Below are 16,442 nucleotides of genomic sequence, written 5' to 3'. Positions count from 1 at the left end.
TTGGGGAAAAATATTTTATTAGGGAGGTTTGCGTTATGGCTCTTTCACCACTTGAGAAGATACAGGCTGTAGAGGTTCCCAAGTACCGCAAAGTGGCTCTGGCTTATTCTGGTGGTTTGGACTCGGCCCTCTGCCTGGTACTCCTCAGGGAGAAATATGGTGCCGAGGAAATTATACCTATAACTGTGGATGTAGGACAGGGTCAGGATGAGGTAGAACAGAGCTTCAAGAAGGCTGAAGTCCTGGGCGTGGAGCCACTGCTCATAGATGCTAAGTCTGAGTTCACCAACGAGTGGTTAACTAAGGCTATCAGAGCCAACTCTAGCTATAACGGTTATCCGGTATCTACCTCCATGACCAGGCAGCTTATAGCCGCTAAGGTGGCTCAGAAAGCTGTAGAGCTGGGCTGTGATGCTCTCGCCGAGGGTTCAAGTGGCAAGGGTAATGACCAGTACAGAATGCATAAAGTATTCAAGTACTTTGCTCCCCAACTGGGAATAATAGTGCCCGTGAGGGACTTCGACCTCACCCGAACAGAGGAGATGGAGCTTTGTGAGCACTACGGAGTACCTGTAACTGAGATCATCGTGGGTGGCGATGATAAGACTATGTGGTGCCGCTCTATTGCTAGCGGTGGAATAACCCTCGAGACCGAGCTACCAGATAACATCTGGCTTTGGTACACGCCACCTCAGAAGGCTCCGGATGAGCCCTACACCTTTACCATTGAATTCGAAGCTGGTATCCCGGTAGCTCTCAACGGCCAAAAGATGCCGCTTGAGGATATAATCGATCAGCTCAACGTTATCGGTGGTAAGCATGGTATAGGTAAGATCGATATGTTTGAGGATGGCATAATGGACCTCAAGTCTAGGGAGATTTACGAGGCTCCAGCTGCTACCATAATACTAACGATCCATCGTGATCTTGAGCAGTTCACTTTGACTAAGGACGAGATCCAGTTCAAGAAGATAGTGGATGCTCAGTGGGCTTACAAGGTTTATCATGGTGAGTGGTTCCACCCGCTGAAGAAGGCACTGGATGCGTTTATAGCGGAGACTCAGAGCGTGGTCAACGGTGAATATACCGTACAACTCTACAAGGGCAACATTGATATCCTGAAGCGCAAGTCCGATACCGGCTTGTTCTTCCCGGATGTTAGATCTATCTCCAGCGCTAGCTTCAACCAACAGCTCTGTGGTCCGACGGCTCAGATCTGGGGGCTGCCGTTCGAGCTGCTAGCTAGAAGGGAAAAGGAAAGCAAGAAGGTGGGAGCTGCTAGTGAGTAAGCTCTGGGACAAGGGCTACAAGCTGGATGAAACTATCGAGCGCTTCGAGATCGGTCACGATCTCGCCTTCGACAACGAGCTCGTCGAGGCGGATGTCTATGGCTCGATAGCTCATGCAGAGATGCTCAATCGGATAGGCATACTAACCGATGATGAGCTGCAGACGCTCAAACAAGGTCTTGGCAGGATCTTGGATCTCTATCGGCAGGGGCAGTTCTTCATGACCCCTGCCGATGAGGATATACATACTAAGATAGAGAACTTTTTAGTGCGGGAGTACGGCGATGTGGGCAAGAAGATCCACACCGCCCGCTCCCGCAACGATCAGGTTCTCGTAGATCTTAGGCTCTATGCCAAGGCCAAGATCCTTGAGTTGGAATCTGTGCTGTTGCAGTGTGCTGAATCTTTAGTGGAGTTTGCCTCTAAGCACGAGCATGTCCCAATGCCTGGCTATACTCACATGCAGAGAGCTATGCTCAGTAGCGTAGGGACTTGGGCCGGTGCCTTCGCTGAAGCTTTGCTAGATGACCTCAAGCTACTTGAGACTGCCTATGAGCTTAATGATCAGTCACCTCTAGGGTCTGCTGCATCTTACGGCGTCCCCTTACCTATAGATCGACAATATGTAGCCGATAGATTGGGGTTTGCTAAGGTTCAGAACAATGTGCTCTATGCTCAGAACGCTAGAGGGAAGTTTGAAGCACTGGTTGTACAGGCTATAAGTCAGATAATGCTGGATCTTAGCAAGCTTGCCCAAGATATACTGCTCTTTACCACTGCAGAATACGGTTTCTTCAACATATCAGATAGCTTTGTTACAGGTAGCTCCATTATGCCTCAGAAGAAGAATCTAAGCATGATGGAGCTTATAAGAGCAAAGGCAAATATAGCCCTTGGTTATCAACAACAGATAATGTCTGTGTTAAGTGGGCTTCCTTCAGGCTATAACAAAGACTATCAGGAGACCAAGAAGCCTTTTATGGAAGCCATCCAGCTAGCTTTGGACTCCCTTAAGGTTGCTGAGCTCACAATAAGTAACCTTAGCCCTAACAAAGACAAGCTGCTAACTGCCTGTACTCCTGAGCTTTTTGCCACTGATAGGGCCTACGAGCTAGTACAGCAGGGTATGCCTTTCAGGGATGCCTATAGATACGTGGGCACGAATCTAGACAAGCTTGAGGGAGCTGACCCAGAAGAAAGCCTCAAGAAGCGTACCCACATGGGTGCAAGCGGTAACCTTGGGTTAAATAAATTAAAAGAAAAGATATCCGCATCCAAGATAAATGTCGATAAAAAGTACTCGCATTTGATGGAAACCTGGCAAAATTTACTATCCTAGAAAAAACGGAGGTATGAGAGGAAATGGCAGCGACCCAAACAGGCACTTGTCCCGAATGTGAGGCTGAGATAGCTCTTGCTGATGTTGAGAAGGGCGAGATAGTTCAGTGCCCTGACTGTGGAGCGGAGCTCGAAGTACGTGATACAAACCCAATTGTCCTCGAGTTGGCTCCTGAAGAAGAGGAAGACTGGGGAGAGTAAGTTCCACTAAAAGTCAGAATCCGTGTGGGGAAGCAGATATTTTTCTGCTTCTCCAATATCAAGAAAGTTTGGGAAGGGTTAGGTTTGAAGGTAGGAGTTTTACTGTCTCGAGTAAGGGCTGAGGAGAAACTAATATTTGAGGAGTTTGATGCCCGAGGGATCGATGTGGAAAGGATCTATGATCCCGAGCTTGTGCTTGACATCGAAAACCCGATCAATGGATACGATGTGATTCTTGAAAGGGCTATCAACCATTCTAGAGCAGTCAGCGCTCTCAGGCTGTTCAATGATTGGGGAATTCCAACAGTTAACACCTACGAGGTGGCTACCATATGCGGCAACAAGCTTGAGACCTCTGCTGCTCTTGCTCGTTGTGGTATTCCAACTCCAAAAACGCTTATCGCCTTTACGCCTGAATCTGCCTTGAAGGCTATAGAAAGCGTAGGCTACCCAGTTGTGCTTAAACCTCTGGTAGGTTCTTGGGGAAGACTTATATCACTGGTAAATGATCGCTACGCTGCCGAGGCCTTGCTCGAACATAAGGAGATACTGGGATCTTATCACCACTCAATCTTCTACATACAAGAATATGTTGATAAACCTGGCAGGGATATCAGGGCGTTCGTGGTAGGAGATAAGACTATAGCTGCAATATATAGGCATTCAGATCATTGGATAACTAACACTGCTCGTGGTGGTCAGGCATCTAATTGTCCAGTCACTGATGAGATAAACGAGATCTCAGTAGCCGCTGCTAAAGCAGTTGGTGGAGGGGTCGTGGCTATAGATCTCGTAGAAAGCCCCGAGGGACTCAAGGTGCTGGAAGTGAACTATACTATGGAGTTTCGTAACAGCATACAACCGACCGGTGTGAACATACCAGCCTATATAGTTGACTATGTGATAGCTCGTGGGGAGGGGGCTCCTCCATGAGTTGGCAGCTAGACGTTCTAAGAGAAATGCTCAAGCTTTACAGCCCTACGGGTTCTGAAGATCAGGTATCAAGTTTTCTGGTTGATCTGTTCAGATCCGAAGGGCTTGAAGCTTATAAGGATGAAGCAGGTAACTTTATAGGTATTGTTGGTAGAGGCCAACCAGAAATTATGTTGTTAGGGCACATAGATACGGTACCGGGCGAGATACCCGTCAGAGAGGAAGATGGCAAGCTGTATGGAAGAGGGGCGGTGGATGCTAAGGGGCCTATGGCAGCCTTTGTTTGTGCTGCTATCCAGTACAAGCGTCAAGATGCTGTTAATGCTACTCTGAAGGTCGTGGGTGCTGTGGGTGAAGAGGGAGACTCTCGAGGAGCACGTTACCTTGTAAGGAACCACTTGCCTGGGTACCTGATTATAGGGGAGCCGAGTGGATGGGACAGTATCGTTTTAGGATACAAGGGGTCCATGCATGTACGTTATGTGCTCAATAAGTCTATGAGCCACAGTGCAGGCCCTGAAAGGTCAGCGGCGGAGGAGGCACTGGACTTCTGGAACCATGTAGTCGAGTTTTGTGGAGAACTTAACCAGGAGAAGAGGGTATTCGATCAACTTTCACCATCGCTACGCTCCATCAATACTTACAGTGATGGATTTATTTCAACCGTAGAGATGGATATCAACTTTAGATTGCCTTTGGCCTATTCTCCAGATGATCTAGGGGAGCGACTGAAGGACTTTGTAGGGAAAGGCGAGATATCTATTCTATACGGTGATCCTGCATTTAAGGCAGATAAAAATACTCCTCTGGTAAGAGCTTTCATGCAATCCTTGAGGAGTGTTGGAGTTACCCCAAGGTTCAAGGTTAAAACTGGGACCTCTGATATGAATGTTGTGGCGCCGGAGTGGCGATGCCCGGCTATAGCTTATGGCCCAGGGGACTCCTCGCTGGATCATACACCGGAGGAGCATATTTATATATCCGAGTATGAAAAATCTGTAGATATACTTGTAAAAGCATTGAAATATCTTGAAGAGGCGTGAGCAAAGTGAAGATCGGGGTATTGCTGTCGAGAATAAGAATTGAAGAAAAGCTTATTTTTAAAGCTGCTGAAAGACTTGGTGTTGACGTAATCAGGATAGATGACCGGGACTTGATTTTTGACTTGGCAAAGAAGGATTTCCCTGAGGTGGATATAGTCCTGGATCGTGGCCTGGTTCATAGCAGGGCTGAATATACTCTAAGGATCCTAGAGAGTTGGGGTATCCCAACCGTCAACAGCTACAAGGCTACGATCACATGCGACAACAAGTTTTTGACCAACATGGCTCTTATCGAGCATGGGGTTCCCACGCTGCGTACTATGTTGGCTTACACCCCGGAGTCAGCTATAGAGGCTATCGAGAGGCTAGGGTACCCGGTGGTTCTTAAACCCAATACTGGTTCATGGGGTAGGTTGTTGGCGAAGATAAATGATCGGGACGCCGCTGAAGCCGTACTGGAGCATAAGGAGATCCTGGGATCCTATCATCACTCCATCTTCTACATACAGGAGTATGTCCAAAAGCCTGGCAGAGATATTAGAGCCTTTGTGATAGGGGACTCTGTGATAGCTGCTTCTTACAGGCAATCTGATCATTGGATCACTAATACTGCCAGGGGAGGTATATCCGCTCCCTGCCCAATAACCCCTGAGATCGAAGACCTAGCTCTGAGGGCTGCCAACGCTGTGGGAGCTGAGATAGCGGGCGTAGATATAATCGAGACCCCCGAGGGCTATAAGGTTATAGAGATCAACGTGGGGGCCGAGTTTCACGGTCTGATAGAAACCACCGACCGTGATATCCCTGGAGAAATAGTTTCCTACCTAGTATCTAAAGCCCATAAGTCTACCGTAGAGCCTGTTGCTTCCTAATAACAATGAGAACACATAGGGGGTAGAAATGCTTAAAGTCTCTATAGTGGGAGCTTCCGGATACGGAGGAGGTGAGCTGCTTAGGTTACTCTTAGATCACCCCGAGGTGGAAGTGGCTCAGGTAACGTCGGAATCTAATGCCGGGAAGTTCGTATACAAAGTACATCCAAATCTGAGAAAGCGCACGGACCTGAAGTTCGTTAGCTCCAGCGAGCTTGAGAAATGTGACGTCCTTTTCCTGGCTCTGCCTCATGGCACGGCTATGGAGAAGATAGAACAATGGATGGAACTGGCGCCTGTGATAATCGACCTTAGTGCCGACTTCAGGTTGCGCAACCCAGAGGATTATCCCAAGTGGTATGGACATGACCATGCCCATCCAGAGTTGCTCGGCAAGTTTGTGTACGGCATGCCCGAGCTGCATAGAGAAGAGATCAAAAAGTCCAATTACATATCCAGTGGTGGGTGCCTCTCTACGGCAGCTATACTTGGCCTCTATCCCCTCTTTCAAGCAGGAGTAGTGGACTTGGATAAGCCTGTAGTGATAGAGGGAAAGACTGGATCCTCCGGAGCTGGTGGCGGCGTGTCACTATCCTCACATCATCCGGAGCGCAGTGGTGCTATGAGGTCCTTCAAACCCACGGGCCATAGGCATACAGCTGAGATAGTTCAGGAGCTATCTTTCCATGGCAAGCCGAAGATCAGCTTCTCCGCTACAGCTATTGAAGCTGTCAGGGGGATCTTATCCACCGCCCATGTTTTCCTGAATAAGGAGATGGATGAGCGTGAGCTGTGGAGGATCTATAGAAAAGCCTACGCAGGTGAACCTTTCATGAGGATAGTCAAGGAGAGTAGTGGTGTATACCGCTATCCCGAGCCTAAGATCCTGACTGGTAGCAACTACTGTGATGTGGGCTTTGAGCTTGATCCCGACAATGGACGCGTTGTGGTGATGTCGGCTATCGACAATTTAATGAAGGGAGCAGCCGGTCAGGCCGTACAAGCCTTCAACGTTAGGTTTGGGTTTCCAGAGACCACAGCTCTAGAATTCCCAGGACTGCATCCCATATAAGCGAACGGAGAATTAGAGCGATGCTGGTTATCAAGATCGGTGGTAGCAAAGGGATAAACGTAGATAAGATTCTGGAGGATGTTCCCCATATCCAGGACAAAATGGTCATAGTCCATGGAGCTAATTACGAGCTCAACCAGGTCTCCGAGCAGCTAGGGCATCCTCCTCGTATAGTGACCTCAAGTACAGGACAGGTCAGCAGGTTCACCGACCGGCGAACTATGGAGATTTTCATGATGGTCTACTGCGGAAAGGTGAACAAGACCATAGTGGAAAAGCTCCAAAGACTTGGTGTAAATGCGGTTGGGCTTAGCGCTCTGGATGGAGGAATAGCCAAGGGCAGGCGCAAAGACCAGATAAGAGTTGTTGAAGATGGTAAGCCAAAGGTACTAAGAGGGGATTACGCTGGTAGTATTCAGCAGGTAGATACGAGGCTAATAAATCTGCTGCTTGATAATGGATATCTTCCCGTGCTTACTCCGCCAGCAATATCTCACGAGGGTGAAGCAATAAATGTCGACGGCGATAAGCTTGCTATGGAGATAGCAGCCGCATTGCATGCTGACAAGTTCCTAATTTTCTCCGACACACCTGGTTTGCTCAGGAATTTGGAGGATGAAAACTCCCTCATAACAAGAGTGGGGCCTGATGAGATAGAAGAGGCTATGCAGGTAGCAGAAGGCAGAGCTAAGAAAAAGGTGCTTGCAGCTGGCGAGGCTTTGAAGAGAGGCATTGGACAGGTGATCTTTGCTGACGGCCGTGTGGATGCTCCTATCCAGAAGGCACTGGCAGGTATCGGAACGGTAATAGGCTGAAGGGAGTACCGGTATGGATATCCAGCAGATAGAGAATGAAACCCTGGTCCCTATGTATGCCAAGAGGGATATAGCCCTGATAAGGGGTGAAGGCTACTACCTATGGGATTCAGAGGGTAATAGGTATTATGACTTTGCATCGAACTATGGAGTCAATATTCTTGGGCACTCTCACCCTGCTGTCACCAATACTATATCTCAGCAGGCGTCCACTCTGATCTCATGTCATCAGAGCTTTTACAATGATGTGAGGGCGAAGTATCTACAGAAGCTTTCTGATAAGCTTCCCAAAGGGCTTGACAAAGTTTTCTTCTGTAACTCAGGCGCCGAATCCGTAGAGGCAGCCATAAAATTTGCGCGTGCAGCTACCGGTAGGAGCAGGATCATAGCTGCAAAACGCGGTTATCACGGCAGGACATATGGCGCTCTTAGTGCTACGGCTGACAAGAAGTACCGAGACCCTTACATGCCTTTAGTACCCGACTTCGAGCATGTACCTTATGCGGATTTAGAAGCCTTGGAGAGAAGTCTGTCCGAGGACGTGGCTGCAGTTATATTAGAGCCTGTGCAGGGAGAATCCGGGATTTATCCTGCTCCTAAGGAATATCTTGCAGGCGTGAGGGCTATCACGAGCAAATTCGGTGCATTATTGATCTTAGATGAGGTACAGACCGGCTTCAGGACAGGTAAGTACTTTGCGTTTGAACATTATGACATAATCCCTGACATACTATGCCTTTCTAAGGCAGTGGCTAATGGGTTCCCCATGGGACTTACGATAACTTCTAAAGATGTAGCTTCCAGATTACCTGCAGGTACTCATGGTAACACCTTCGGAGGTAATCCACTGGCCTGCGCGGTTGCACTGACAGTCTTAGAGGAGATTGATAGGGGAGATCTTTTGTCCAATGCTGCTAATATGGGCGCCTATTTGATAGATAGGCTTAGATCTATGAACTCTCCTATAGTACGCGAGGTTAGGGGTTTGGGTCTAATGATAGGGGTGGAGCTCAAGGATAGACCCACAAAGTACCTTAGGCTGCTACAAGAGAGGGGCTTTATAGCTCTGCCTGCAGGTGCTACGACTATACGTTTTCTGCCCCCAATCATAATTGATCAACAAGCCATAGATGCTCTTGTTGAAGTATTTGAGGAGGTGCTGACAGCCCAGAACGTTGTCAGGGGCTAGTTATCAAAACACAGGAGGAGAGATATGGGTGGTGTTCCTGAAGAGTTCCAGGTGGATTACAAACCGAGTTTTCCTGCGGATTATAATCCTGGAATCGGCATCATTGGCTGTGGTGGCATAGTCAAAAATGCTCATCTCCCAGCTTACAAGAAGTATGGGCTGCGAGTAGTAGGAGTATATGACGTGTTACCGCAGGCTACTGAAGGTGTGATCGAGACTTTTGGTGTAGAGAGAGTATACGACAGCTTGGAAGACCTGCTTGCAGATCCAGCTATAGAGGTAGTAGATATCGCTACTCATCCTGCTGAGAGATTCGAGCTTATAAATAAAGCTCTTGATGCTGGTAAGCACGTACTCTCGCAAAAGCCTCTTGCGCTTACTCTAAGTGAGGCAAAACAGCTAGTTAGTAAGGCGGAGCACAAAAGACTCAAGCTAGCTGTCAATCAGAATGGCAGGTGGGCCCCTCCATGGAGAGTGGCTACAATTCTAGTCCAAAAAGGCATTATCGGCGATGTGCTGTCAGTTACCCACTTATACGACATAAATTACTCTTGGGTCACAGGTACGAATTTTGATCGAATCAAGCATTTTGCTATATACGACTACTCTATACATTGGGTCGATATTACTAGGTGCTGGATGGAAGGAAAGATCCCTAGCGTGGTAAGGGCTCGCGAATATAGGACCCCGATCCAGCCTTCAGATAGCATCACTCCTTGGGGTATGTGGATGGACTTCGAGTATCCCGAAGGGTATAGTGCTTTCATACGTGGAGTTGGCTGTTCACAGACTTCTCAAGAAGGGCATTATTTCTGGATTCATGGTCGAGAAGGTACTATCAGAGGAAGTGTATTGGGCAGTGATTACGTAGAACTTGAGAAGGACGGTAATTACTACAAGTACGAGCTTGAAGGGCAATGGTTTCCAGATGGTTTTGCAGGAAGTATGGCTGAACTGCTCTCCTCTGTGAGAGAGGATCGAGAACCCTATAACTCAGCTTCTCATAATTTGCTCTCTTTGCAGATGGTGCTTGCTGCTTGTAAGTCAGCTGAGAGCTCAGGGAACCCCGTGAGTCTGAAGGAGGTAGAGAATTGAAACTGGGAGCGATGGACTATCTATTGCCGGGCAAAACCCCGAGCGAAATGTTCACCCTTGCAAAATCCTTGGGCTTTCACGGAGTGGAGATCAACCTTCATAGAGAACATCTAAGGTCTGATAATGGTCTGCTTGTACAGATCAAGAACGCATCTGAATTTTCTGGGGTGGAAGTATCATCTCTGGTTCTTGGAGAACACAACTACGGAGGAGTTAGCAGTTCTGATCAGGATGTGGTCTCTCAAGCCAAGGAAGATATTAGGGTAGCTATTCGTTGGGCAAGAGAGCTAGGCGCAAGTATTATACTTGTGCCTTTCTTCGGTAAAGGGGAAATTATAACTCAGGAAGACTTTGAGAGAGCAGTAGAAGCCTTTCGGGAACTATGTCCTAAGGCTGAAGCTTTCGGGATAAAGTTGTGCTATGAGGGTACGCTCCCAGCCCAGAGAATAAAGGAGATGGCTTCGGCCGTAGGTTCGCCCGCCGGCTTTGGTTGTTACTTTGATCTGGCCAACGTAGTCTGGAGAGGACTCGATACTGCTACTGAGATACGAACTCTGGGCTCCTTGGTAGCTCAGGTGCATATAAAGGACTGCCTTGCTGGTACTGGCGATTGCCATCTTGGACATGGTTTCGTAGATTTCGCAGAATCATCAAAGGCCTTGCGAGAGATAGGCTTCGACGGATGGCTAGTGCTTGAAACTCCAGCTTCACCTCCTCCAATAGTTCAGAGAGATGCGACTTTCGCTCGTAAGTGGTTTCCAGAGGTAGGGCTGCCTGAGTGGCCTCACTTTGGAGCCTTCACTTGGGACTATCAACCTGATGACTGGAATAAGTTGGTAGAGGACTTTGGCAATTACGGACTCAAATATGTACAGTTATCAGGGCCTTTACTTACAAACGCTTTAGCCAGCGACTCCGGTTATACTTCAGCTCTGAACTATTTGAAGAACTCGGGACTGTCGGTTGCTGCTATCGGGGCCTATCGCAACCTTGTAGCTCCAGATGATGTGAGAAGGAGAGATAACATCGATTTCCTAAAGAGGTGTATCGAAGCTGCTCCTGGTCTTGGTACTTATGTAGTTGCTACAGAGACCGGTAGTTGTAATCCAGAGAGCGATTGGTTGCCTACTCAATTCAATAGGACAGAACAAGCTTGGAGTATGCTGTTGAATGCTTTGGATGAGCTTGTGCCTGTGGCTAAAGAAAATAATGTAGTGTTGGCGCTCGAGGGCTATGTGAATAATGTGCTATATAACTTTTGCCAGATAGAGGCCCTAAACAGACATTACAATAGCGATAACCTTCAATTGGTGCTAGACCCTTACAACTATATCTCGAGCTATCTACTACCGGCACATGAAAGGCTTACGCAGGGATTCCTCTTCAGGTTCGAAAGTAGTTTTGTAATTGCTCACCTGAAGGATGTGTCGGCTGAGGGCGCTGAGGTAGAAACGCCCGAATTTGGTGCTGGAGTTTTCAGGCAGCAACCCTACTTAGAGTTCTTGAGAAGACAGAGGTTTGATCTTCCTCTGATACTTGAACATCTACCTATGGATCATATTCCAAGTGTCATAAAGCAAGTGCTTAGTATCAAAGATCAAAATTAGCTTAAAGGGTGGTTTATGGAGAAGGTCAAGAAAGTAGTACTGGCATATTCTGGTGGACTGGATACTTCCGTCATACTTGCGTGGATAAAAGAGAACTATGGGGCAGAAGTAATTGCTTTTACCGCTGATGTTGGGCAGGGAGAAGAGGTGGAGGAAGCCAAACATAAGGCTCTGGCCACCGGCGCTTCCAAGGCATATGCGCTAGATCTACGCGAAGAATTCGTCAGAGATTTTGTTTTCCCTGTTATAAGAGCTGCGGCTGTCTACGAGAACCAATATCTAATGGGTACATCGATAGCCAGACCCCTTATAGCTAGAGAACTAGTAAGAATTGCTCGAGAAGAAGGGGCCGATGCAATAGCCCATGGTGCAACTGGTAAGGGTAATGATCAGGTAAGGTTCGAGCTTACGGCATACGCCCTGCAGCCCGATATAAAAGTCATTGCTCCATGGAGGGAGTGGAGCTTTAAGGGTAGGACCGATCTAATCAATTACGCCAAGGAAAAGGGTATTCCGGTTCCGGTTACTCCAGAGAGGCCATACTCCATAGATGCTAATCTATTTCACATAAGCTATGAGGGTGGTGTACTGGAGGATCCATGGGTAGCACCGCCAAAGGGTATGTGGCGACTTACACGTGATCCAGAAGAAGCCCCAGATGTTTCCGAGGAGATAGAGATTGAATTTGAGGCAGGTAATCCCATAGCAGTGAATGGTCAGAGGATGGGGCCTCTAGAGTTACTACAATGTCTGAATCAGGTGGCTGGTAAGCATGGCGTGGGCAGGGTGGATATCGTCGAGAACAGATTCGTTGGTATGAAGTCTAGAGGATGTTATGAGACTCCTGGAGGTACATTGCTACATATAGCTCATCGAGCTGTCGAGTCTATAACTCTTGATAGGGAGGTAATGCACCTCAGGGATCAACTCATACCTCAGTACGCTGAGATGGTGTATAACGGCTTCTGGTATGCTCCGGAAAGGATCGCCCTGCAGAAGTTCATGGATGATATCCAGCAGCGAGTTAGTGGTGTTGCCAGACTTAAGCTATACAAGGGTAATGCTTACGTGACGGGCAGAAAGTCCGATACTTCTCTATATGATCACAAGACTGTTACTTTCGAAGAGGATGAGGTGTATAACCAAGCCGATGCTGGAGGCTTTATACGACTTCAGGCTTTGAGGCTGAGAACACACGCAGCTAAGAGACTAGGCCCAGGCGAATAACAGTATACTTATATAGATGCAGGACAACTTCTCTTAAGGATTAGCATTGGCTACTGGTATATATAAGCACTTAGTACTACCCTTGCTAGATAGACTGGACTCCGAAACTTGGCACGAAAGGGTAAGGCACGGTCTACATACCGTGGAACAAGTGCCTTTGGGTCCCGAGTTCCTTGAGATCTTGGCCTGGAAAGGTAGACGTGTAGTAGATCCAAGGCTAAAAGTTAGCCTGGCCGGTGTGCAACTCGAAAACCCCTTAATAGTGGGGGCAGGCTGGGATAAATCTGGCATATCAGTGAGAGCTCTGTATGCGCTCGGTTTCGCAAGCGTTGAGGTGGGTACCGTAACTCCTAGACCGCAGCCGGGCAATCCTAGGCCCAGGCAGTTCGTACTTAACTCTGGTGTGGTGATAAACAGACTAGGATTCAATAACCCTGGAGCTAATGCGGTTGCGGCTAACTTGGAGTCATATAAATCCGACAACATACCAGTGGGCATAAGTATAGGGAAGAATAAAGATGATCCCGAGGACAGGGCTCCATTAGCTTACGCTGAAGTTGTTAGAAAGCTGTATCCTTACGGCTCCTACTTCGTGATTAATGTCTCATCCCCTAATACTCCTGGTCTCCGGTCGCTCCAGCAAAAAGGAGCGCTGCTATCTATAGCTCAGGCAGTGCTAGATGTCATGGACAGTTATGGAGCTAGAAAGCCTTTATTTATCAAAATAGCGCCAGAACTCTCTTACCAAGAAGTGGATGAAATCCTGGATGTAGTATTGCAGTTAGGGCTCGCTGGGGTGGTAGCAACCAATACCGTGGCGTTGGGAGATGTCAAGGCTAGATATGGAGAGGGGTGGAGATTACAGCCAGGCGGGCTCAGTGGAGATGACGAAGTGTTCAGGCGTATGTCCACATCCAAGGTGGCATATATATATTCCCAGACTAAAGGGAGTATAGACATAATTGGCGTGGGGGGAGTCAAGGATGCTCACACTGCGTTAGAGAAGATCCTTGCCGGAGCCACGGCTGTGCAGGTAGTGACTGCTATTCGCAGTGAGGGTCTTGCAGTAGCGGCGAGGACTAACCTAGGGCTTCTAGAATGGTTGGATAAGAACGGTGTAAAGTCGATAAGTGACGCGGTTGGAGCTAGATACGCAGATTTTCTAGATACCAAGTAAGGTGGCTGTAGCCTTAGCATGATCATTGGTACCTATAGCAACCCTGGTCCTAGTGGCAAGGTACAACAAGTCGACTTTTAAGCCCGATTCTATTAGCTCTCTTAACACTTCCCCAAGGGCCCCTGGGCGATCCTCTATGTCTATCAGCAGTACATCTCTTTCCTCCTGAATCTTAAATCCGGCTTCTTTTATCACCCTCTTAAAACCTTCTATATCTTCTACAAGGGCATGAAATACACCTTGTCCCTCACAGAAGAAGCAGCATCCGCCTTCGAGATTTATACCTGCCCGCCCTGCCGCCTCACATATTTGGGTTAGCGCTTCTGAGCTGTCATCGATCGCTAGGACTATGTCCTTAGCCATAGTTCGACTCCTCCAATTACATGGGCTTAAAGAATACTGCTCCCAATGGTGGGAGTGTTATAGCTACGGAATAAGGGTGCCCATTGTGCATGACTACCTCTGAGCTTACTTCCCCCATATTCCCTATCCCACTACCACCGTAAATTTGGGCATCTGTATTCAGGACTTCTCGGTACTTGCCTAGATGAGGTGCTGGTATCCTGTAGTTATATCTAGGCACGGGTGTAAAGTTGAATGCGCACACTATGTGATCGTTACCATCTCCAGACCATCGTGCAAAAGATATCACCGAGTTCTCCCAATCAGAATAATCGAGCCATGTGAAGCCTTTGGGATCATGGTCGAGTCTGTATAAAGCTGGTTCGTGCAAATATAACCTGTTCAAGTCCTGCAGCAATCTTTGCACTCCCTGATGATAGCCGAACTGCAGTACCCACCAGTCCAGCTGCCAATCATGATTCCACTCAGATCTTTGTCCGAACTCATCTCCCATGAATATGAGCTTCTTCCCGGGATGAGCCCACTGGTAAGCGAAAAGTAGTCTAAGATTAGCGAACTGTTGCCACTCATCACCGGGCATCTTATTGACTAAGGACCCCTTGCCATGAACGACCTCGTCGTGACTAAGGGAGAGAATAAAGTTCTCGTTGTATGCGTACACCATAGAGAAAGTCAAATCGTTCTGATGATATTTACGATATATGGGATCCTTACGAAAGTACTCTAGAGTATCGTGCATCCATCCCATATTCCACTTGAAGCCAAAACCAAGTCCCCCGAGGTAAACAGGTCTAGACACACCTGGCCAAGCTGTGGATTCTTCTGCTATGGTGATGGCTCCTTCGCCTTCCGCATATACAAGAGAGTTCATTTCACGTAAGAAATCTATGGCTTCTAAATTCTCCCTACCGCCATACTTATTGGGTGCCCATTCCCCAGGGCCTCTGCTGTAATCAAGGTAAAGCATAGAGCTTACGCCATCAACTCGCAGGCCATCAACGTGAAATTCCTTGACCCAGAACAGAGCGCTAGCCGTTAGGAAGTTGCGAACTTCGTTTCTCCCGTAGTTGAAAGAAAAAGTTCCCCAGTCAGGCTGGAACCTCCGCCTGATATCTTCATGTTCGTATAGATAGGTCCCATCGAATCTACAAAGGCCATGTTCATCTACTGCAAAGTGCGCAGGCACCCAATCTATGATCACACCTATGCCTGCCTGATGGCATCTATCAATTAGATATCTGAGATCATCAGGTGTACCAAACCTGCTGGTTGCCGAATAGAATCCAGTTACCTGGTAACCCCATGAGCCATCGTAGGGATGTTCTAGTATGGGCATAAACTCCACGTAGTTGAATCCCATTCTTTTGACATAGGGTACTAGTTCGTCTGCAAGCTCTCTATAAGAGAGCCATGAGCCATCTGGATGACGCTTCCATGAACCAAGGTGAACCTCATAGATGTTCATGGGCTTTTGATAGGGGTTGTTTTCAAGGCGTCTTAGCATCCATTCTCTGTCTTTCCATTTGTAACCGCCCAAGTCATATATGATGGATGCTGTTCTCGGCCTTAACTCGCTGTAGAATGCCACTGGATCAGCCTTTTCCCTCTCTATGCCGTCTGCACCATTTACAGCGTACTTATATTTCTCGCCAACCCGGACTCCTGGGAGGAAGATCTCCCAGACGCCCGATGAACCAAGCACTCTCATCGGGTATCTGCGTTTGTCCCAACCGTTGAAATCCCCGATGACACTGACACCACGAGCGTTTGGTGCCCAAACTGTAAAAGAGACACCCTTGACTCCATCGATCTCTCTTGGATGTGCTCCCAGTACCTCGTACAGCTTTCTATGTGTACCTTCTCCTATGTAGTACAGATCGAGCTCTCCTATAGTCGGCAGAAAGCGGTATGGGTCCTCTTGCACCCAAGTATGATGTGCCGTTGAGATGCGTAGTCTATAGGGGAAGATCTCTGTCCTAGTAGGAAAAGCACCGATGAAGAAGCCAGCTTCATGTACCCTTTCAAGGGGTAGTATCTCTTCGTTTGTTTTGTAATCAAGGGCTGATACTTTTATTGCTCCCGGTACCCAGACTCTTAGCTCTATGCATCTCCTACCGTTCCTCTCGACCGGGTGCATTCCGAGTATGGAGTGTGGATCATAACATGTGCCATTTATGAGATCCTCTATCCTGCATGCGCCTTCTATTTGCATATTGCGCAC

At 47.9% G+C, this 16,442-nt stretch carries 15 protein-coding genes; 13 read left to right on the top strand and 2 right to left on the bottom strand.

The window, feature by feature from the left end; all coding sequences use genetic code 11:
* The first annotated feature begins 35 nt into the window (after positions 1–35).
* The 13 genes from argG (at position 36) to N2245_RS05740 (ending at position 13,858) form a co-directional block, all read left to right on the top strand.
* On the top strand, positions 36–1,289 hold the full coding sequence (gene argG, locus N2245_RS05800) for an argininosuccinate synthase (protein ID WP_494535782.1): 1,254 nt from the start codon (positions 36–38) through the stop codon (positions 1,287–1,289).
* Positions 1,282–2,628: an argininosuccinate lyase gene (gene argH / locus N2245_RS05795; RefSeq protein WP_494535781.1), complete on the top strand. Its 1,347-nt coding sequence runs from the start codon at positions 1,282–1,284 to the stop codon at positions 2,626–2,628. Before argG ends, argH begins: the two co-directional genes overlap by 8 nt.
* 23 nt (positions 2,629–2,651) lie before the next feature.
* A complete protein-coding gene (gene lysW, locus N2245_RS05790) occupies positions 2,652–2,828 on the top strand; it encodes a lysine biosynthesis protein LysW (protein WP_012874272.1) in 177 nt (58 codons plus the stop codon).
* A gap of 84 nt (positions 2,829–2,912) precedes the next feature.
* A complete protein-coding gene (lysX, locus tag N2245_RS05785; RefSeq protein ID WP_494535780.1) occupies positions 2,913–3,761 on the top strand; it encodes a lysine biosynthesis protein LysX in 849 nt (282 codons plus the stop codon).
* Complete coding sequence (locus N2245_RS05780) at positions 3,758–4,804, top strand: [LysW]-lysine hydrolase (protein WP_494535779.1); 1,047 nt, start codon at positions 3,758–3,760, stop codon at positions 4,802–4,804. Before lysX (N2245_RS05785) ends, N2245_RS05780 begins: the two co-directional genes overlap by 4 nt.
* 5 nt (positions 4,805–4,809) lie before the next feature.
* Positions 4,810–5,676 (top strand): lysine biosynthesis protein LysX, encoded by an 867-nt coding sequence (gene lysX, locus N2245_RS05775; RefSeq protein ID WP_494535865.1) that lies wholly within the window; start codon positions 4,810–4,812, stop codon positions 5,674–5,676.
* Positions 5,677–5,704: 28 nt separating this feature from the next.
* Positions 5,705–6,748 carry an N-acetyl-gamma-glutamyl-phosphate reductase gene (gene argC / locus N2245_RS05770; protein WP_494535778.1) on the top strand — a complete coding sequence of 348 codons (1,044 nt, stop codon included), beginning with the start codon at positions 5,705–5,707 and terminating at the stop codon, positions 6,746–6,748.
* Between the two features lie 20 nt (positions 6,749–6,768).
* Entirely contained in the window at positions 6,769–7,563 is a 795-nt protein-coding gene (locus N2245_RS05765; RefSeq protein WP_494535777.1) for a [LysW]-aminoadipate kinase, read from the top strand.
* 13 nt (positions 7,564–7,576) lie between these two features.
* The gene (locus tag N2245_RS05760) at positions 7,577–8,752 is read left to right on the top strand and encodes an aspartate aminotransferase family protein (RefSeq protein ID WP_494535776.1); all 1,176 of its coding nucleotides are present in this window, start codon (positions 7,577–7,579) and stop codon (positions 8,750–8,752) included.
* Positions 8,753–8,776: 24 nt separating this feature from the next.
* Complete coding sequence (locus N2245_RS05755; RefSeq protein WP_494535775.1) at positions 8,777–9,847, top strand: Gfo/Idh/MocA family protein; 1,071 nt, start codon at positions 8,777–8,779, stop codon at positions 9,845–9,847.
* Positions 9,844–11,454 carry a sugar phosphate isomerase/epimerase family protein gene (locus N2245_RS05750; RefSeq protein ID WP_494535774.1) on the top strand — a complete coding sequence of 537 codons (1,611 nt, stop codon included), beginning with the start codon at positions 9,844–9,846 and terminating at the stop codon, positions 11,452–11,454. Before N2245_RS05755 ends, N2245_RS05750 begins: the two co-directional genes overlap by 4 nt.
* Positions 11,455–11,469: 15 nt before the next feature.
* Positions 11,470–12,681, top strand: coding sequence for an argininosuccinate synthase (locus tag N2245_RS05745; protein WP_494535773.1), 1,212 nt, complete (start codon positions 11,470–11,472; stop codon positions 12,679–12,681).
* A 46-nt stretch (positions 12,682–12,727) separates the two neighbouring features.
* Positions 12,728–13,858: a quinone-dependent dihydroorotate dehydrogenase gene (locus tag N2245_RS05740; protein ID WP_494535772.1), complete on the top strand. Its 1,131-nt coding sequence runs from the start codon at positions 12,728–12,730 to the stop codon at positions 13,856–13,858.
* Here N2245_RS05740 and N2245_RS05735 read toward each other — a convergent pair.
* Both N2245_RS05735 and glgB read right to left on the bottom strand, forming a co-directional pair.
* Positions 13,844–14,221: a hypothetical protein gene (locus tag N2245_RS05735; RefSeq protein WP_494535771.1), complete on the bottom strand. Its 378-nt coding sequence runs from the start codon at positions 14,219–14,221 to the stop codon at positions 13,844–13,846. The genes N2245_RS05740 and N2245_RS05735 overlap by 15 nt on opposite strands.
* A 16-nt stretch (positions 14,222–14,237) precedes the next feature.
* Positions 14,238–16,433: a 1,4-alpha-glucan branching protein GlgB gene (gene glgB / locus N2245_RS05730; RefSeq protein WP_494535770.1), complete on the bottom strand. Its 2,196-nt coding sequence runs from the start codon at positions 16,431–16,433 to the stop codon at positions 14,238–14,240.
* Between the last annotated feature and the right edge of the window lie 9 nt (positions 16,434–16,442).

It is taken from the genome of Thermobaculum sp. T2p, from assembly GCF_059335935.1.
Note: the sequence above shows the minus strand (reverse complement) of the source record. Positions and strands in the feature narration are given on the sequence as shown.

Coding starts and splice junctions, on each gene's coding strand:
- argG (WP_494535782.1), top strand. CDS start 36: ATGGCTCTTTCACCACTTGAGAAGATACAGGCTGTAGAGGTTCCCAAG.
- lysW (WP_012874272.1), top strand. CDS start 2,652: ATGGCAGCGACCCAAACAGGCACTTGTCCCGAATGTGAGGCTGAGATA.
- N2245_RS05780 (WP_494535779.1), top strand. CDS start 3,758: ATGAGTTGGCAGCTAGACGTTCTAAGAGAAATGCTCAAGCTTTACAGC.
- argC (WP_494535778.1), top strand. CDS start 5,705: ATGCTTAAAGTCTCTATAGTGGGAGCTTCCGGATACGGAGGAGGTGAG.
- N2245_RS05765 (WP_494535777.1), top strand. CDS start 6,769: ATGCTGGTTATCAAGATCGGTGGTAGCAAAGGGATAAACGTAGATAAG.
- N2245_RS05760 (WP_494535776.1), top strand. CDS start 7,577: ATGGATATCCAGCAGATAGAGAATGAAACCCTGGTCCCTATGTATGCC.
- N2245_RS05755 (WP_494535775.1), top strand. CDS start 8,777: ATGGGTGGTGTTCCTGAAGAGTTCCAGGTGGATTACAAACCGAGTTTT.
- N2245_RS05745 (WP_494535773.1), top strand. CDS start 11,470: ATGGAGAAGGTCAAGAAAGTAGTACTGGCATATTCTGGTGGACTGGAT.
- N2245_RS05735 (WP_494535771.1), bottom strand. CDS start 14,221: ATGGCTAAGGACATAGTCCTAGCGATCGATGACAGCTCAGAAGCGCTA.
- glgB (WP_494535770.1), bottom strand. CDS start 16,433: ATGCAAATAGAAGGCGCATGCAGGATAGAGGATCTCATAAATGGCACA.